Annotated in this window: 17 protein-coding genes and 2 tRNA genes; 10 read left to right on the forward strand and 9 right to left on the reverse strand. The window is 44.6% G+C overall.

Translation table 11 applies throughout. The features are described 5' to 3' along the window. Positions 1-10: 10 nt before the first annotated feature. Together MARME_RS11525 and MARME_RS11530 are read right to left on the reverse strand one after the other, a co-directional pair. A tRNA-Gly gene (locus MARME_RS11525) sits at positions 11-85 on the reverse strand. A 50-nt stretch (positions 86-135) separates the two neighbouring features. Next, positions 136-211 (reverse strand) — tRNA-Glu (locus tag MARME_RS11530). Between the two features lie 182 nt (positions 212-393). Here MARME_RS11530 and MARME_RS11535 point away from each other — a divergent pair. Further along, positions 394-963 carry a YajG family lipoprotein gene (locus tag MARME_RS11535; RefSeq protein WP_013661441.1) on the forward strand — a complete coding sequence of 190 codons (570 nt, stop codon included), beginning with the start codon at positions 394-396 and terminating at the stop codon, positions 961-963. Positions 964-1,101: 138 nt separating this feature from the next. On the opposite strand, the gene msrB is transcribed toward MARME_RS11535, so the two are convergent. After that, positions 1,102-1,527 (reverse strand): peptide-methionine (R)-S-oxide reductase MsrB, encoded by a 426-nt coding sequence (msrB, locus tag MARME_RS11540; RefSeq protein ID WP_013661442.1) that lies wholly within the window; start codon positions 1,525-1,527, stop codon positions 1,102-1,104. Between the two features lie 97 nt (positions 1,528-1,624). Here msrB and MARME_RS11545 point away from each other — a divergent pair, with 97 nt between their 5' ends. The 3 genes from MARME_RS11545 (at position 1,625) to MARME_RS11555 (ending at position 5,355) form a co-directional block, all read left to right on the forward strand. After that, positions 1,625-2,842, forward strand: coding sequence for a pyridoxal phosphate-dependent aminotransferase (locus tag MARME_RS11545; RefSeq protein ID WP_013661443.1), 1,218 nt, complete (start codon positions 1,625-1,627; stop codon positions 2,840-2,842). A 234-nt stretch (positions 2,843-3,076) separates the two neighbouring features. Further along, positions 3,077-3,955, forward strand: a complete 879-nt coding sequence (gene htpX, locus MARME_RS11550) for a protease HtpX (RefSeq protein WP_013661444.1) — start codon at positions 3,077-3,079, stop codon at positions 3,953-3,955. A 152-nt stretch (positions 3,956-4,107) separates the two neighbouring features. After that, positions 4,108-5,355, forward strand: a complete 1,248-nt coding sequence (locus tag MARME_RS11555; protein ID WP_013661445.1) for a tyrosine-type recombinase/integrase — start codon at positions 4,108-4,110, stop codon at positions 5,353-5,355. On the opposite strand, the gene MARME_RS11560 is transcribed toward MARME_RS11555, so the two are convergent. Genes MARME_RS11560 through moaC form a run of 3 tightly spaced genes read right to left on the reverse strand, consistent with a single transcriptional unit; the run spans position 5,352 to position 6,677 of the window. Further along, positions 5,352-5,858, reverse strand: a complete 507-nt coding sequence (locus MARME_RS11560; RefSeq protein ID WP_013661446.1) for a molybdenum cofactor biosynthesis protein MoaE — start codon at positions 5,856-5,858, stop codon at positions 5,352-5,354. The genes MARME_RS11555 and MARME_RS11560 overlap by 4 nt on opposite strands. Positions 5,859-5,916: 58 nt before the next feature. Continuing rightward, entirely contained in the window at positions 5,917-6,171 is a 255-nt protein-coding gene (locus MARME_RS11565; RefSeq protein ID WP_013661447.1) for a MoaD/ThiS family protein, read from the reverse strand. Next, on the reverse strand, positions 6,171-6,677 hold the full coding sequence (gene moaC / locus MARME_RS11570; RefSeq protein WP_013661448.1) for a cyclic pyranopterin monophosphate synthase MoaC: 507 nt from the start codon (positions 6,675-6,677) through the stop codon (positions 6,171-6,173). Before moaC ends, MARME_RS11565 begins: the two co-directional genes overlap by 1 nt. Positions 6,678-6,855: 178 nt before the next feature. Here moaC and MARME_RS21475 point away from each other — a divergent pair, with 178 nt between their 5' ends. The 5 genes from MARME_RS21475 to MARME_RS11595 all read left to right on the forward strand — a co-directional run bounded on the left by MARME_RS21475 (position 6,856) and on the right by MARME_RS11595 (position 14,008). Then, positions 6,856-8,241, forward strand: coding sequence for a J domain-containing protein (locus MARME_RS21475; protein WP_013661449.1), 1,386 nt, complete (start codon positions 6,856-6,858; stop codon positions 8,239-8,241). Between the two features lie 25 nt (positions 8,242-8,266). Then, on the forward strand, positions 8,267-9,025 hold the full coding sequence (gene trmJ, locus MARME_RS11580; RefSeq protein WP_013661450.1) for a tRNA (cytosine(32)/uridine(32)-2'-O)-methyltransferase TrmJ: 759 nt from the start codon (positions 8,267-8,269) through the stop codon (positions 9,023-9,025). Positions 9,026-9,191: 166 nt separating this feature from the next. Further along, positions 9,192-10,184, forward strand: coding sequence for an NADP-dependent oxidoreductase (locus MARME_RS11585; protein WP_013661451.1), 993 nt, complete (start codon positions 9,192-9,194; stop codon positions 10,182-10,184). Positions 10,185-10,552: 368 nt separating this feature from the next. Next, positions 10,553-12,463: a methyl-accepting chemotaxis protein gene (locus tag MARME_RS11590; RefSeq protein ID WP_013661452.1), complete on the forward strand. Its 1,911-nt coding sequence runs from the start codon at positions 10,553-10,555 to the stop codon at positions 12,461-12,463. Between the two features lie 390 nt (positions 12,464-12,853). After that, positions 12,854-14,008: a putative manganese transporter gene (locus tag MARME_RS11595; protein WP_041647902.1), complete on the forward strand. Its 1,155-nt coding sequence runs from the start codon at positions 12,854-12,856 to the stop codon at positions 14,006-14,008. 40 nt (positions 14,009-14,048) lie between these two features. On the opposite strand, the gene MARME_RS11600 is transcribed toward MARME_RS11595, so the two are convergent. After that, positions 14,049-14,651: a nitroreductase family protein gene (locus MARME_RS11600; protein ID WP_013661454.1), complete on the reverse strand. Its 603-nt coding sequence runs from the start codon at positions 14,649-14,651 to the stop codon at positions 14,049-14,051. Positions 14,652-14,797: 146 nt separating this feature from the next. On the opposite strand from MARME_RS11600, the gene MARME_RS11605 reads away from it, so the two are divergent. Then, positions 14,798-15,694 carry a LysR family transcriptional regulator gene (locus MARME_RS11605; RefSeq protein WP_013661455.1) on the forward strand — a complete coding sequence of 299 codons (897 nt, stop codon included), beginning with the start codon at positions 14,798-14,800 and terminating at the stop codon, positions 15,692-15,694. Between the two features lie 90 nt (positions 15,695-15,784). Here the strand turns inward: MARME_RS11605 and MARME_RS11610 are convergent, their stop codons facing one another. Next, entirely contained in the window at positions 15,785-16,156 is a 372-nt protein-coding gene (locus MARME_RS11610; protein WP_013661456.1) for an MmcQ/YjbR family DNA-binding protein, read from the reverse strand. A gap of 27 nt (positions 16,157-16,183) precedes the next feature. Next, positions 16,184-17,158 (reverse strand): HTH-type transcriptional regulator CysB, encoded by a 975-nt coding sequence (gene cysB / locus MARME_RS11615; RefSeq protein ID WP_013661457.1) that lies wholly within the window; start codon positions 17,156-17,158, stop codon positions 16,184-16,186. Positions 17,159-17,229: the final 71 nt, after the last annotated feature.

Raw genomic sequence — 17,229 nt, forward strand, 5'->3', positions numbered from 1 at the left:
CCGTAGAAAGTGGAGCGGGAAACGAGGCTCGAACTCGCGACCCCAACCTTGGCAAGGTTGTGCTCTACCACTGAGCTATTCCCGCAAACATTCACATTGCAATACAACTTCTTTATACTCAACGCTTACGTTAAGTGGCGTCCCATAGGGGGTTCGAACCCCTGTTACCGCCGTGAAAGGGCGGTGTCCTAGGCCTCTAGACGAATGGGACACAATTCACACATAACCAACTCGACGTAGAGTGGCTTTAGCGTTTAAAGTCTTGCTGTGTGAGCGGGTGCGTATATTACTGTTACTAATCTGAAAATCAACAGTTTTTTTAAAAAAACTCTCACTCTTTTAGGTTAGTCCGTTGTTTTTTATATTTTTTGTACAAAATGGAGTTAATACCCTATGAAGTTTATCGCCCTACCCATTTTAGTCAGTGCGCTTATAGTAGGCGGCTGTGCGAGCACAACACACACTATTAATATCACCCCTACCCCAGAAGTAAGCATGAACACGCTTACCAATGACAAAATTATCGATATTACGGTTCTGTCGTCTTTTGATGGAAAAATTGGAGAAATAAATACAGGCATCGGTGAGCATGCAGACATCATGCTGTCAGCCACATCGAAAGAGGATATTAAAAAAGCGCTTACCGAAGGATTAATAAAGCTCGGCTTTAAACCAAATAAAGGGGGGCAGCCACCAGCGGACTTAAAGGTGACTCTGTCTAAGCTGTCTTATACGACAACGAAAAAGGTACTAAAAACGGAAGCAACATTAGACTACTCGCTCTCTCTTGAACTAAAAGCCAAAAACAAAACGTACCGAGCGAACTATGTTTCTCAAAAGATTGATGAGTATGGCTCACTCCCTACGCAAGAAGAAGTTCAAGAGGCAATGAGTCAATTAGCATCCGATACCGTCACACGACTATTAAATGACCCTAACGTCATTTTGCTCTTACAAAAGTAGAGCACTGAATCAAACAGGCTATATAGACGTAAGATACAGTAAGGCAAGGCGTAATAAGGTTGTGTTACAAAAAGATAAAAGGGACATTGCGTCCCTTTTATCTTAATAAAGGGTTAGTTTGATTTTATAAGCTCTACCCTATTCGTCTTTTGAGTCATCACCTGAAAACGCAATTGATGCTGAATTAATGCAATAACGGTTGCCCGTTGGCTGAGGACCATCAGGAAAGACATGGCCAAGATGAGCATCACAATTTGAACAAACGACTTCTGTACGCCGCATCATCCACGAGTTGTCCTCGTGCTCATCAATGTTTTCTTCTATGCCTTCGTAAAAGGCCGGCCAACCACATCCCGAATCGTACTTTGCAGAAGAAGTAAAAAGCGGCGCACCGCAACACACGCAATGGTACTCCCCATCTTCATAGAATTTGTCGTATTTCCCGGTAAAAGCTCGCTCTGTTCCTTTTTGGCGGGTCACCACATATTGCTCTTCAGTCAATTGAGCACGCCATTCCTCGTCCGACTTCGTGACTTTTTCCGTCTTAGGGGTATCATGAGGCATAAGAACACTCCGTAAATAAATATCGTACGTTAGAACCGAACTTGCGGTTTTGTAAAAGTATAGCCGTATCGATGAGGGTTAATAGTAAGGAATCAAGGTGCTAATTCGCAAATCCAATAAACTTGCAAACATTTGTTATGAAATTCGTGGCCCCGTTTTGGAAGAAGCCATGCGCATGGAAGATGAAGGGCAACGAATCCTTAAGTTAAACATAGGTAACCCTGCCCCATTTGGTTTCGAAGCACCAGACGAAATTCTGGTCGACGTTATAAAAAACTTACCAACCGCCCAAGGCTACTGTGAATCGAAAGGCCTTTTTTCTGCCCGAAAGGCCGTCATGCAAAAATATCAGGCGCTTGGCGTCAAATCAGCAGACGTTAACCATGTTTGGATGGGGAATGGCGTTAGTGAGTTGATTGTTATGGCAATGCAAGCACTCCTTAATGACGGCGATGAAATCCTCGTCCCTGCGCCTGATTATCCGCTATGGACTGCTGCCGCTACCCTTTCAGGTGGTTATGTAAAACATTACTTATGCGATGAAGACAACGGCTGGCAACCAGACCTTCAAGATATCAAATCGAAGATAAGCAACAAAACAAAAGCACTGGTTATTATCAACCCTAACAACCCAACGGGTGCTGTATATACAAAGGAAACGCTGCAAGGACTGGTAGCACTGGCAGAAGAACATGGCTTATTACTGTTTTCTGACGAAATATACGACAAAATTTTGTACGATGGCGCGACTCATTTGCCAACTTCCACACTGACCGAAGGACGCATTCCCTGCATCACATTCGGAGGCTTGTCGAAGGTATATCGTACCGCTGGATTTAGAGCAGGCTGGATGATCCTAACTGGCCCTAAAGTTGGCGTAACGGACTATATTGCAGGGTTGGACATGCTGAGTTCAATGCGTCTTTGTGCCAATGTTCCCGCTCAGCATGCAGTTCAAACGGCGCTTGGCGGTTATCAAAGTATAAACGAATTGATAGTGCCAGGCGGCAGGCTTTACGAACAACGTAAAGTCGCATGGGAAACACTCAACAACATCCCTGGCGTGACGTGCCACCAGCCCGAAGGCGCACTGTACTTGTTCCCTAAGTTAGATCGTAAAATGTACGACATTCGAAACGACATCGACATCGTGCTTCAGTTCTTAAAAGAGGAAAAGGTACTGATAGTACAGGGTACTGGGTTCAACTGGCCGACCCATGACCACGTTCGCTTTGTGTTCTTGCCACATGTCGAAGAACTACAACCAGCAATGTCTCGTTTTGCTGACTTTCTACACCGTATGCGCACTAAATAAGCCACGCATTCGCTACCAATCTGAGCGAGCGTTGCACTGATAAAACTCAGACTTTATTAGTGCGACGCCATTAGCGCTAGAGATGAAGAGGCACAAGCAAGTAATAAATTTCGCTTATACTTCTTCATTACCTTGAAATACCCTTCACTGCCCCTATGATGCTCAGAAAGAGAGACAAAGAACTCCTTGTAAGGAAAGTTGTCTCACTTTCATATAACTATATTGGAGCTCTCAATGCGTATCTTACTTTTCTTGGTGACAAACATCGCCGTTCTCGTGGTTGCGAGTATTGTTCTAAGCCTACTCGGCGTAGACAGATACATCTCAAGTACAGGACTCAACTTAACCTCTCTGCTCATATTTTGTGCCGTATTTGGCTTCACTGGCAGCTTCATCTCGCTATTTATATCGAAGTGGATGGCGAAACGAAGCACGGGCGCAAATATCATCACTCAGCCACAAAATCACAAAGAAGCTTGGTTACTCGATACCGTTACCAGACTTTCAAAAGAAGCCGGCATCAAAACGCCTGAAGTGGCGATATTCCCCTCACACGACGCCAACGCTTTTGCGACGGGCTGGAACAAAAACGACGCACTCGTGGCGGTTTCTAGCGGTATGATGGATCGGTTCCCACCAGACGAAATAGAAGCCGTGGTGGGTCATGAGATTGGTCACGTGGCAAATGGCGACATGGTTACACTGACCTTAGTACAAGGCGTCGTCAATACGTTTGTCATGTTCTTCGCACGTATTGCTGCCTACGCTGTCGATCAATTTATGCGTAAAGATGACGAAGAAGGCAGCGTTGGTATGACCTACTATATTACGTCTTTTATTTTCGAGATTCTTTTTGGCATTCTGGCGTCGACCATTGTAATGTGGTTCTCTCGCTACCGTGAATTCCGTGCAGATGAAGCAGGCGCTCGCCTAGCCAGTAAAGGGTCAATGATCGCGGCACTCGCTCGTTTGCAACAAGAGCACGAAGAATCACATATGCCTGAAGGCATGCTAGCGTTTGGTATCCGCTTAGGCAGAAGTCCAAAGTTGGGTGAACTGTTTGCTAGTCACCCTCCAATTGAAAAGCGCATACACGCGTTGCAACAGCTTTAAACACGGAACTTGAAGCCGCACAACACCCATAACGTGAACGTAACGTTATAAAGCGAACGTTTCGCCTCTAAAATGCCTTCTTCTGGAAGGCATTTTTATTTCCGATAATTTTTTTGTTACTATCGCCATAAGCCTACACTAATGAGCCACAAATGACGCCCAGTCCGATAATCGATAACTTAGAGCAACTCGCGAACCCTTTCACTCAATTCGATCATATTGTTTCGCCACTGCAAACGCAGATCAAACTTCTAGAAGAAGTCGATTACAAAAGGGACCTTCAGCTCGCCTTATGCTTCATCTACAGTTACAACGGCTCTAAGGCGACGTTTAATTCTTATCGCCGAGAGGTTGAGCGCCTTATTCTCTGGTCTTGGTTTGTTAATGAATCCCCTACCTCCAGCTTAAGGCGAGACCAAGTTGAAGAATTTATACATTTTTGCGTGTCGCCACCAGAGGACTGGATTGGCACCAAAAACGTAGCACGATACAAAAACCATATGGGTCAACGCGTACCAAATAAAGAATGGCGCCCTTTTGTATCACATATATCCAAGGTCGAATTTAGAAATGGAGAAAACCCTAAGTCCTCGCAGTTTTCACTCTCTCAAGCCGCCATTCGCGCTATTTTCTCAATACTGTCGTCTTACTATGGATTCTTGATGCAAGAAGAGGCAATCAGTCAAAACCCAGTTGCTCTGATTCGTCAAAAAAGTAAATTTGTAAAAAAAGAAATTACCAGGCGACAAGTTAGGCGTATCTCAAACCTACAATGGGATTACGTGATAGAAACGGCAGAAATGCTCGCAGAGCAAGACCCGAACATGCATGAGCGCACCTTGTTTATCATGAACGCGCTTTTAGGGATGTACTTACGTATCTCTGAATTGGTCGCAGATGAACGTTCTGCCCCCGTTATGGGAGACTTTATTAAAGACGCCGACGGTCATTGGTGGTTCAAAGTGCTCTCAAAAGGCAACAAAGAGCGCCTAGTGAGCGTCTCGGATGAAATGCTAACAGCTTTAACGCGTTACCGCCGCTTTAGGGACTTACCTGATTTACCTACCGTGGCAGAAATGACGCCCGTGATCCCTAAAAATCGTGGCAAGGGCGCCATGACAAGCTCACGTCAAGTGCGAAACATTGTCCAATTTTGTTTTGATTCGGCTTATCAGAGAATGTGTGAAGACGGAATGAAAACAGACGCCGAAGATTTGCGCGTTGCAACCGTGCATTGGCTACGACATACGGGAATATCTGAGGATGTAAAAGTCAGACCTAAAGAGCATGTAAGAGAAGACGCTGGGCACGCAAGTATGGCAACAACCGATCGATACATAGACACAGAATATCGTGAACGCCACGCCAGTGCTAAAAAGAAAGCGCTACGACCTGTTTAGCGCCAACGGTCTAAACTCTGCTTATCATGGTCTTTGGCTTCTACCCACGCACCTTTGCCCGCAACGGTTTCTTTTTTCCAGAATGCCGCTCGGCTTTTTAGATAGTCCATTATGTATTCACACGCTTCGAACGCCTCCGTTCGGTGAGCGGCGCTCGCGCCAACAAATACAATTTGGTCACTAATGTTTAACCGCCCCACTCGATGAACCACGGTCACCGCCTGCAACCCCCATCGATTCGTCGCTTCTTCAACGATCGACGCCATGTTTTTTTCCGTCATTCCAGGATAGTGCTCAAGTTCAAAGGCCGCATCAACAGCAACCGAATGGTGTTCGGCACCAGCGAAATCTCTGACCAAACCAACAAACATAGCAATGCCGCCCGTCGCTTTGTCTAAGGATAAACCACTGTATAAATCTGCCACTGAAAAGTCGTCGGTCTGAACGCTAATAACAGTCTTAACTGACTTCTTAACGTCTATATTTACTTTTTGATATGCCATTTACACTCTCGAACTAAAAACACTCGAACTAGAAACTCTCGACCTAGATACACTCGAACTAACCACCGGTTACTGGAGGAAAAAACGCAACTTCCGTTACACTTAATGGATCGATAATATCGCCATCTCTCGCAAACTCTTGATCAATAGCCGCTTTGGTTTTCGACGACGCCAACTCAGGCTGAGCGTATTGACTTGCTAACCGCTCTTTGAGATCGGATACAGATAAAGACGCGTCTAATTCGATTACTTCGGAGTCTTTGCCCAGCATTTCTTTAATTGAAGCAAAGTACACCACTTTAATTTTCGCCATCACTTACTTCCCTCTTGATCTATATTCCAATTTCCACTCTTGCCGCCCGTTTTGGTCAGCAAGCCAGTTTCTTTAATAGTGATGCCTTTATCGACCGCCTTACACATATCATAAAGTGTCAGCGCGGCTACGCTGGCTCCCGTCAAAGCTTCCATTTCTACGCCCGTTTTACCACTAAGCTTGCACGTACAGCGTATTTCAATTTGAGACTCGTTAATCGGCTCGATATCGAGCGTTATTTTTGTCAGCATCAAAGGATGACAAAGCGGAATAAGGTCCGGCGTTTTCTTTGCCGCCTGAATACCTGCGATTCTGACCGTCGCCAGCACATCCCCCTTGGGCAAACCACCTGCAATGACTTTCGCTAGGGTTTCTGGCTTCATTTCAACTAACGCCCTTGCCGTCGCTGAACGCTCAGTTATCTGTTTATTGCCCACATCGACCATATGCGCATTCCCCTTCGCATCCAGATGCGTTAAGGACTCAGTGCCTATTTCAGTACTCATAAAAAACTCGAATAAAATCAAACAACCTATACTTGTAAAATAAACGAAAAATTGCAAGGACATAGGGGAGAAAATGCAAAATCGCTACGACAATTAAGTGGGAAACGTCTCCATAGTTTGCGCTTCGAGTGAGTTCGGGCATAATATTGAAACACCAAGAGGCAAACACTAAATCACGATGAGCCTGATAGACGATTATCACATACTACAAATACCGGCAACGGCCACGGAACAAGATGTTAAAGCAGCCTTTAGACGTCTAGCTCGTCAGTATCATCCGGATAAAAACCCAGATAACGATACAACGGAGTTGTTTCAACGGCTTCAATCAGCCTATCAAAACGTGCTGGACGCTATAAAGTCGGGAACGCAACCTCAGGACTGGCAACCCTATCATTTTGCAAGTGAAGCAAAGCCCTCATCTTTTACGAAATCAGGCTTTAGCTTCAAAAATGATACGGCACAAGAAGAACTCGTACGCGAGAGGCAGCGCGCTTATGAAGAAATGAAGCGCAACAACGCCAAAAAGGACCAAGCAAGAGACGAAGCAATACGCGCCGCACGTAATACCCTGAATGAAAGAAGGGTAAAAGCCCTATACGAAGAGGCGTTTAAGCAAAAGAAATCATTCGACTACGGTTCAAAAAGCTCATCGCCGTATTCAGACGCAGACTCTCAACAAGAAAACCTCTTTAAGCACTCAGACATCAATCCAAACAATGACACGACGACAAACACTCAATATCAGTTTGACAGTGAAACATTCCAAAACCCATTTTCATCCTTCGATACAGACAATACATCGTCTAAACAACCTAAACCAACAACAAGTCCGATTAGATTAAAGTCTGCAAAACTCGCCTTTCGAGCCACAACATATATTGCCTGTTTTGCAGCGGGCATTTACACAACCCTATATTGGCAAGAAGTAAATGTGCCAAACCCGAACACGGCAGAAGATGAAATTGGCTATATTGCTGGACTCTACCCCAATCTAAGATTAGGCGATGCCTATACCCTAGACGTGACGCCTATGTATTCAGAGCCTAACTCATCGAACCCACCCCTAATGGACATCCCTTCGAATTTAAACGTCACAGTTCAACAGGCGAAAGGGAATTGGCTGGCATTGAAATTTAGTAATCACACTGGGTGGGCAAGCGCATCAAAGTTTGGTTTCGGAACGTTTGAAAATGCTGAGATTTATGGCTGTCACGGTCATCCAGGTATCGCTCCCGATCATGGGGAATTAGTAGAGCGTACTAACGGCTCGCATAAAAAGCCCGCTGGCAAGAGTCGGTTACGCGTACTCAATCAGCTACCTCACGCGAGCATGTTGCGATTTGAGTCGTTAGAAGGAGCGCCTCCGTTTGCCATCTACCTTCATGCCAAACAAGCCCTTGCGGCCAATTACATCCCTAGAGGCAAATACAAATTGGTTTTAGAAACAGGTTCCCTGTATCATCGCGCCTGCCAACATTTTGTTTTTAATGATCAAGAACACACCTTAATGGACTCTGTTGATTTTACGAGCACTGAACGCTCAATCACATTGCGCCCTTAAGGCCTAATAGAGAAATACAAGTTTCATGTTAAGTAACATCAGAATCGTTTTAATTAACACCTTCCATCCTGGAAACGTCGGCGCGATTGCACGCGCAATGAAAAATATGGGCCTTTCTAATCTGTATCTGGTGGATCCAAATGACTACCCTTCTGATGAAGCGACCAGTCGCGCGGCAGGTGCGGTTGATCTATTAGAAAACGCGACGATTGTTAGCACTCTTGAAGAAGCCATTTCAGATTGTAGCTTGGTTATTGGCACCAGCGCGCGTCATAGAACCTTCCAGCTTCCTATTATGAATGCTCGAGAATGTGCTGAAACGGTCATCCCAGAAGCAAAACAACACGATGTCGCCATTGTGTTTGGACGTGAGACAACAGGTCTCCTGAACGAAGAAATTGCTCAATGCCATCGCCAAGTATATATCGACGCTAACGACGAATACCCGGTTCTAAATATATCCCAAGCAGTACAAATCGTTGCTTACGAGATTTGGATGGCGAATCAAGATCAATCCATCCATGCGAAGGAAACCGCCGAGTACCCTCGTAAAAAAGAAATGGACCTGTTCCATGAGCATTTAGAAGAAACGCTCTACGGCTTAAATTTCATCATCAAAAACCACCCAGGCAAAGTCCTTGAGAAACTCCAAAGATTCTTCAATCGTTCTCGCCCTGAAAAACAAGAGCTTGGTATTTTACGCGGTGTATTAGCCGCCGTTCAGCGCGAAGCCAATCTAACACCTTCGACCAAGAACAGCGACGCAAAAGACGGCTCAGAATAGTAAACATAGCAAAGACTCACGACGTGGGGTACGTGAAAGATCATCACCACTCCACTATTAAGCAGCCTACCTATCAATCTCCATATTTGATCCAAACAACACTTCGTTTTTTCACGCTACCATTAACAGAACTTAAATTAGACGATGAAAACAGAAGGATTAAATAATGTCTTACAAAGCCATCACTCTAAAAAAACGCCCTGAAACCGTTATCAGCGAAGACCTGTTTGATGTTGTAGAACTCAACCAGCCTGACCTTTTGGATGGACAAGTACTGGTTAAACTTAGTCACCTTTCTCTCGACCCTGCCATGCGAGGATGGATGAGCCCTGACGAAAACAGCTACATTCCGCCCGTGAAACTTGGCGATGTTATGCGTGCAAGCGGTGTAGGCGACATTGTCGAATCTAAGAATGAGCAATTTCCGGTTGGCACCCGAGTAATGGGCCTAATGGGCTTAACAGAGTACGCTGTGAGTGATGGTTCAAATCTGAACATTGTTCCCAAAGAGATACCTCAAGAAGCGATCCTTTCCGTTGTCGCTCTTCCTGGAGTGACAGCATATCACGGCCTTTTCGAGGTCCTTAAGCCACAAAAGGGTCAAACGATTGCCATTACGGCAGCAGCAGGATCCGTTGGCTCATTGGTTGGTCAAATGGCGAAAAACCTTGGCCTTACCGTCATAGGTGTCGCTGGAACGAACGAAAAATGTCAGTGGTTAACAGAAGAACTTGGCTTTGACCATGCTTTAAACTACAAAGCCGACGACTTCCAAAACCAGCTTACAAACGCATCCAGCAACGGAATCGACCTCTTTTTCGAAAATACGGGTGGGACAGCACAAGCCCCTATTTTTAATGCCATGAATGCACACGGCCGTATCGCCGTCTGTGGCCTTATCGCAGAATACAACAAAACCGAAGCCTCAGCAGGGCCGAGCTGGGTTGGTATAATCAAGAAGCGCTTAAACATCCAAGGCTTTACGATGCCCGATCATTTTCACAAATTCCCCGAATATGGCAAAGCACTTGGCCAAATGTTGATGAAGGGCGAGCTTAAATACAGAGCCCACACTCTCGAAGGCATCAACAGCGCCACTTCCGGTATCAACTTACTGTTTAGCGGCGAAAATAAAGGCAAGCTTATTGTTAAGCTGTAACGTCGTTTTACCTGCTCACAGTAGCCTTTATACAGTATAGCGATCGGGTCAAACATACGGAAAAATTCGTTATGATTCTCTGTATTTTCGACCTGACACGCTAACCTAGTCTTCTATCTTGACGTTATAGTCAACTTTTTTGCTTTAACGGATCGGCGTTAAGATTAATAGCTTGACTAAAAGCTGCTTCAGAGTAACCTCCCTGTCACTTTTCAGACCTATCCTAGTTACATAACTTACAAAAGAAATCGTTTGAATACGGCGGCCATTCTCATTGCCGTCGAGGTTTTTTAACTAACTTTTATAATTATTCAACGTTTTGAAAAGGTCTTTGACGTAATTAATCTCCGAAAGTAAGGACTCTACCTATGGCCATGTCTCTTCAGACAAAAATCACAACTTTTTCAATAGCACTCGCTATCATCATTGCAATTAGCATTGGCAGTTACTCTTACAACGAATACCGTAACTCCATTCAAACAGCCACCTTCTCAGAAGCTGAATCACAGGCAGAAGCGATAGAAGCTTACCTTAGCAGCTGGATGACAGATCGAAAAAGTACCGCTGCGACATTGAAGGCACGTTTTGAAAAACAATTGTCTTCCGTTGGCGAAAACGAAAAAGAGATTCTCCCTGTATTACAGCAGGCTCAATCAAGTCTGAATTTTGGGATGACCTTTTTCGGGTTAGAGAACGGTCATATGTATCGCCACGACCCTTCTCTTAACAGTGCGAGTTATGACCCGAGAGTACGCGGCTGGTACAAAACAGCTAAGTCGACAGGCCAAGACTATGTCACTGCCCCTTATATTTCATCATCGACTAAAAAGCTCTCCATGACCTTTGTCGAACCAGTACAAGTTGGTGGGCAGTTTAAAGGCGCAATCGGTACCTTAGTGTTCCTTGATAGTATCTTAGACACCCTTCTGGATCTCAAAGTCGCTGGTAACGGCCACTTAATCATATTAAGCCGCAGTGGGAAGATCATTGCCCATAAAGACAAAGCGCTGATCCTCAAAGAAAGCACAGAGGTTACCCCTGAACTTACCAAGGCCAAAATGGCAAGCCTCAACACACCAGTGAGTGAGTTCATAGATTTTGAAGAAAAAGGCAATGACAAATACCTTTACCTCAAACCATTAAAAAACAGCGACTGGGTCGTTGGACTCGTCTTGGATAAGGCGACACTTAATACCCCTATTTCAAGCTACGGCTTTCATATCGTGGTTATTTGCCTTGTGATCTTAGTTGCCGCCTTTCTAATTCTCATGCGCTTGGTTAATTGGTTACTTAGAGATTTGCGTCGCGTGACCACAACGATGGAAAATATAGCCACAGGGAACGGAGACCTAACTCAACGGCTCGAAACCACCTCTAAGGACGAAATCGCGGCATTGGTAAATAGCTTCAATAAGTTCGTCAGCACCTTGCATCAAACTATTACAAATGTAAAAAACATCGGCCAAAACTTAGAAGCGCAAGTGCAGCATTCTCACGAAACGTCGTCACAAAGTGCAGCGCTGTCGGACAAACAACAGGAAAAGATTGTCCTTGTCGCCACTGCCGTCACCGAGATGTCCCAAGCGACTCAAGAGATAGCAACAAGTGTTCAAACCACAGCACAAGAAGCAAATGACTCTTTAGAGGCAAGTCGTGTAGGACAAGCACAAGTTGAAAAGGGTCAAAACACCATCAGTTCGTTAGCAACCGACATCAAAGGCGTTGCCGAGGTGATCAACGAACTGAATGACAATGCCGACGACATTAATGGCATATTGACGACCATTTCGAATATCGCGGAGCAAACAAACCTATTAGCCCTAAACGCAGCAATCGAAGCCGCGAGAGCAGGCGAGCAAGGACGTGGTTTTGCCGTGGTCGCTGATGAAGTGAGAGAGCTTAGTCAGCGCACATACAGTTCAATCGAAGAAATACAAAAGATGATTGAAACACTGCAACGAACAACAAAATCTGCTGTAGAAAGTATTGAACGAGGCTATCAACAAGCGAATAACAGTGTGGCGGATATCAATGAAACTAAAAACAGTCTCGATACTATTTTACTCTCAGTAAACAACATAAATGAAAGAGCGATTCAAATTGCCAGCGCAACTGAAGAGCAAACAAGCGTAACAAAAGACATCAATGACAATACTGAAGAGGTATCAAACAGCTCTCTGGAATTGGTTGAATTCGCAAAACGCAGCGCAGAACAATCTGAAGAAGTAAAACACTTAGCGGAAGCGCTTGCTAAAAATATCAACCACTTCAAAACCTAACTAGACTCCATGTAATCTAGCTCTGATTGCTGAATAATAAGAGTCGAGTATTAAGAGCCAAGCAATAAGAGTCAGTGTGTAATACAGAATCACTGGCTCTTGTTTATCCGCTCAGCCTCACCTACCACCTCACTTTTCGCTCTTACTTTTAACCGCGCTCCCATCCTACAATTACCTTACCGCCAACCTTATTTACAGCCTTATTTTTACCCCTATTTTAGACGCCCTATTAGAGCCATAGCGAAAACTTGAGAATCATTACTTGATTTACTTATGTAAATTAACAATAATCATTTTCATTACGATCATATTTAACAAATTTAGGTGCGCGTTATTAATACCAAATATGCGGCAATTGTGCCCTCCCAAATACTAAGACACCCTAGTCTAATGCTGAACAAGAGGATGGTTATTCCTTTTTTAGTCGCAGTGCTCTGGTTCATCCCGACACTAAGTGAGGATATTGCGTCGGTTCTTGCAGATGCTTTTCTGCAAGTATCGGCTTTTGTCGCTGCCACACTTGCCCTTTATTATGGGATTAGCCATCACTTCAATTCATCAAAGATACAGCAGTGGATGCAGCATCGCCCATACACTGAAGTTATCTTCGCAGGCATAATGGGTGTCTTACCTGGTTGCGGTGGCGCCATCATTGTCATCACTCAATACACTCAACGTAAAATCGGATTTGGCGCCGTTGTCGCTGTATTAACCAGCACAATGGGGGACGCGGCATTCTTATTAATCAGCCAAAAGCCCGTCGACGCAATAATCGTCTTATCGATCAGCGTTTCCGTAGGAATAGTGTCTGGACTAGTCGTAAATAAAATTAACCCGAACCCAAATTTGCTCCCCGAGCATACAAATCTAGAGAAGCAAGCGCACCCCGACACAGCACTTCTTACGCCAACAATCGCTGATATCTGGCTATCACGTATCAGCATTGCATTTTGGTGTATGTTAATCATACCAGCGACGATAATTGCCTTTCTGTTGGCCATGCAATACGACGTAAACGCATTATTAGCGCTCCCAGACAAAAGCATCGAAACACTTGGTGCTATCTCCGGGTTTGCTTGCCTGTGTCTTTGGGCAATGTCAGCAAAAAGTGACCGCTATTCAGAACTGGCCAAAGAGAATGAGAACATACTGCCAAAACATTGGATTAGAAAAGTAGCGCAAGACACGCAATTTGTGACGAGCTGGGTGGTGGTTGCCTTTATAGTGTTTGAATTGATCCTACATATTTTCGGGGAGGACGTTCTCAATATTTTGCATAGCCTAGGCAGCACAAGCATTTTGTTTGCAACTGTTGTGGGATTGCTACCGGGTTGTGGGCCACAAATAATGGTAACTGGACTATATATTCAAGGCGCCATCCCATTGTCCGCACAGCTGGCTAACGCCATTAGCAATGATGGTGATGCGCTCTTTCCTGCAATAGCGCTTGCACCCAAAGCCGCTTTTCTCGCGACCGTATATTCCACTATCCCTGCAGTGATTGCAGGTTATGCCTACTACTGGATAGTGGAAAGAGTTATTTAATGGATAGTGGAACGAGTCATTTAAACCTCAACGCGAGTACTTAAAACGCATCCTCGACCAATAGCTCACGCAAAGGCAACTGCCCTCCTCTGGGCTTGGCTTGCTGTATGCCTTTGCCAATGGCTAATAGCATCACAACAACATGATCATCGGGTAAATTAATCAGTTCCGCGACTTGATCAAAATCTATTCCGATCATTGGGCTGGTGTTGTAGCCCATTTCCTCTGCCGCGAGCATGATGTTTTGTGCCGCCATTGCCCCCGAACGGATGGCTTCATCCCTCTGCAACCATTCTCGCCCCAGATAAAATTGCTGCAACATGGGGACTAACATTCCCTGCACATCAGTCGGTGCATTTTTCCAATATCTTTCAGGGTTTTCTGACCACGCTTTTGAGTTACCCAATACTATTACGAGCTCTGATGCGCTTGTAATCTGCTCTTGATCCCACGCCGCCTCTCTGATTTTCTGTCGCAACAATGGATTCTTTACTCTCACAAAACGCCAATGTTGAATATTAAAAGAGGTGGGTGCCAAGATGGCGGCATTAAGAATACGTTCAAAAGTGGAATCAGGCATAGCATGATCTGAATCGAAATGCTTTATAGAACGTCGCGTTTCGATAATGTTTAGTGCACTCATATTTCAATCCAATGGTTTTGATTTCGATATACGCATATTGCCTGACAATCATTCTTGCAAAAATACCGTTTCTTACATCACCTATTTTGCATAAAACGCAAAACTGAATAATAATACGTTCACGATAAGATCAAAGGCGTCTTCGAATGTTTGAAGCAATGGAACAATTTATCAAAATAGTAGAGCTACACACATTCAGTGCCGCTGCAGAATCCCTCGGCAAAAGCCCAAGCTCACTAACACGAAAACTTGACCAGCTTGAAGAAGAACTCAAAACAAAGCTACTAATACGCTCTACTCGCAGATTAGAGCTTACGTCTGATGGTGAGCAGTTCTACAATCAGTGCAAGCAAATTCTCGAGTCGGTCCAAGTTGCGAAACACAGCTTTATAGAAAAGCGTACGAGTGTAGAAGGCACAATTGCCATCACCACCTTTGACTCATTTGGAAGATCTGTACTGGTGCCACTCATCGCGGAATTTCGCGACACCCACCCCAATACAAAAGTAACAATCGGTCTCGACAACACCATCGCCGACCTACACAAAAGCCCTTTCGACATCGCCATTCGATATGGACGCCCTGACGATTCCAACCTAATTTTTCGACCATTAAAAAAGATGCCGTCTATCCTCATCGCATCTGAGCACTACTTGGAGAAAGCGCCTCCTTTAGAATCGCCTGATGATCTAAAACTTCATTCTTGCTTGGCGTTTTACAAGTCTCGCCAGCATACGTGGTGGTATTTTGAAAAGAATAATGAGCAGAGAAAAGTTCGCATCGACCCGACACTGACTTCAGAAGGCGGCACTCCCTTACTGATGTGGGCACGTGCAAATCAAGGGATCGCACTCGTCAGTAAGTATTTCGTTGAGCGTGATTTAAAAAACGGCAGTTTGATCGAAGTATTGCCAACGTGGAATGCATCTTTGACGGAACAGGACAACGCCATTATGTATTTAGTTTGGAAAGCCTCGTCGGCTCAAAAACCCATCGTACGAGCCATGATTGATCTAATAATGAATCGTGTTGCGAACGAATGAAGAGACATAAACGGGTTACCACTATCTGCGAACGTAAACCATCCAAGAAAACTGGTTACCAACTAGAAGAGTGAAAAAACCATCATTCACTCATTCGCTCTCAACAAGAACACCTAACTCTCTTTGCTTCTTTTTAGACAGTCCAGATGCAACGATGCGATGGGATTCAGTAATGTAATATTTAAGAGAATCGTCAGCACTAGAGGGAAGATCATATTGCTGAATCCATTTCATACCTCTAGACGCAAGATAGGGCGCGGGGCGATATCCAGGCTCATCCTTTAATATTTCATAGTGCAACTCAGACACCTTAAAGGTAAAGCCCAGCTCGCCTGACTTCTGCCAGCCGCCAATCGCAAATACCTTACCGCCCACTTTCCAAACATGAGAACCACCCCATTGAATCACATGAGTAGTTGAAACCAACGATGCGCAGAACTCGTTAAATTCCTCGTAAGTCATCAGTGATGGCGCCTTCAAATAAAGAGTTTAGTATCTGGGAAGCTCAATCCCTTCGAAAAGAGCTTCAACCCCATGCCTGTTTGACAGCTCCATCGCTTCCGTTATCAAGTCTGGAGTTAAATGAGGAGCAAAAGACTCAATAAACTTATACATATAACCACGGATGAAGGTATTGTTGCGTATACCGATTTTTGTCGTACTGTCTTCAAACAAATGAGACGCGTCAATAGCCACTAAATCAGAATCGATTTTGGGATCATGTGCCATTGTTGCGACGATACCAACACCCAGCCCCAACCTCACATATGTCTTGATGACGTCAGAGTCCGCAGCAGTGAACACGACATTCGGATCAAGCTCGGCATCTTGAAAGGCTTTATCAAGCTGCGAGCGCCCAGTGAAACCAAATACGTACGTTACCAAAGGAAACTTTGCCAGCTCTTTTAGCGTCAGCTTAGAGGTCTGAGCGAGCGGATGATCTTTAGGAACAACCACCGAACGATTCCACGTATAGCAGGGCAACATGACCAAGTTTCCAAATAGCTCTAAGGCTTCCGTTGCAATCGCGAAATCAACCACGCCATCGTTCGCCATTTCGGCAATTTGCATTGGTGTACCTTGATGCATATGCAAGGTCACATCAGGATAACCACCGATAAAGTCGTGAATAATTTTAGGTAAAGCATAACGCGCTTGAGTGTGAGTGGTGGCGATATCTAGTGATCCTTTACGCTCATCACTGAATTCTTTCGCCACTTTTTTTATGTTTTGAGTTTGATTTAGTATTTCACCCGCGAGTTCAATAATCTTTTCACCCGCTGGCGTAACATGAGTTAAATGCTTACCACTTCGAGCAAATACCTCAATTCCAAGCTCATCTTCTAGCAGCCGAATCTGCTTACTGACGCCGGGTTGAGATGTATACAGACTCTGAGCTGTCGCCGATACATTAAGATCATGCCTAGCGACCTCCCAAATATATCGAAGCTGCTGTAACTTCATAGACTGCCCTTATTCGAAAAAGAATTAAAAACATAAAAAAATATTACTTTATAGAATAGAGAAAAACCTCT

This window comes from Marinomonas mediterranea MMB-1 (genome assembly GCF_000192865.1).
Classification (GTDB): Bacteria; Pseudomonadota; Gammaproteobacteria; order Pseudomonadales; family Marinomonadaceae; genus Marinomonas; species Marinomonas mediterranea.

Excerpts from the sequence above, each read along its gene's own strand:
- MARME_RS11585 (WP_013661451.1), top strand. The coding sequence starts at position 9,192 with ATGTCTTACAAAGCCATCACTCTAAAAAAACGCCCTGAAACCGTTATC.
- MARME_RS11535 (WP_013661441.1), top strand. The coding sequence starts at position 394 with ATGAAGTTTATCGCCCTACCCATTTTAGTCAGTGCGCTTATAGTAGGC.
- msrB (WP_013661442.1), bottom strand. The coding sequence starts at position 1,527 with ATGCCTCATGATACCCCTAAGACGGAAAAAGTCACGAAGTCGGACGAG.
- trmJ (WP_013661450.1), top strand. The coding sequence starts at position 8,267 with ATGTTAAGTAACATCAGAATCGTTTTAATTAACACCTTCCATCCTGGA.
- moaC (WP_013661448.1), bottom strand. The coding sequence starts at position 6,677 with ATGAGTACTGAAATAGGCACTGAGTCCTTAACGCATCTGGATGCGAAG.
- MARME_RS11590 (WP_013661452.1), top strand. The coding sequence starts at position 10,553 with ATGGCCATGTCTCTTCAGACAAAAATCACAACTTTTTCAATAGCACTC.
- MARME_RS11610 (WP_013661456.1), bottom strand. The coding sequence starts at position 16,156 with ATGACTTACGAGGAATTTAACGAGTTCTGCGCATCGTTGGTTTCAACT.
- MARME_RS11595 (WP_041647902.1), top strand. The coding sequence starts at position 12,854 with ATGCTGAACAAGAGGATGGTTATTCCTTTTTTAGTCGCAGTGCTCTGG.
- MARME_RS21475 (WP_013661449.1), top strand. The coding sequence starts at position 6,856 with ATGAGCCTGATAGACGATTATCACATACTACAAATACCGGCAACGGCC.
- MARME_RS11605 (WP_013661455.1), top strand. The coding sequence starts at position 14,798 with ATGTTTGAAGCAATGGAACAATTTATCAAAATAGTAGAGCTACACACA.
- MARME_RS11565 (WP_013661447.1), bottom strand. The coding sequence starts at position 6,171 with ATGGCGAAAATTAAAGTGGTGTACTTTGCTTCAATTAAAGAAATGCTG.
- MARME_RS11560 (WP_013661446.1), bottom strand. The coding sequence starts at position 5,858 with ATGGCATATCAAAAAGTAAATATAGACGTTAAGAAGTCAGTTAAGACT.
- MARME_RS11600 (WP_013661454.1), bottom strand. The coding sequence starts at position 14,651 with ATGAGTGCACTAAACATTATCGAAACGCGACGTTCTATAAAGCATTTC.
- htpX (WP_013661444.1), top strand. The coding sequence starts at position 3,077 with ATGCGTATCTTACTTTTCTTGGTGACAAACATCGCCGTTCTCGTGGTT.
- cysB (WP_013661457.1), bottom strand. The coding sequence starts at position 17,158 with ATGAAGTTACAGCAGCTTCGATATATTTGGGAGGTCGCTAGGCATGAT.
- MARME_RS11555 (WP_013661445.1), top strand. The coding sequence starts at position 4,108 with ATGACGCCCAGTCCGATAATCGATAACTTAGAGCAACTCGCGAACCCT.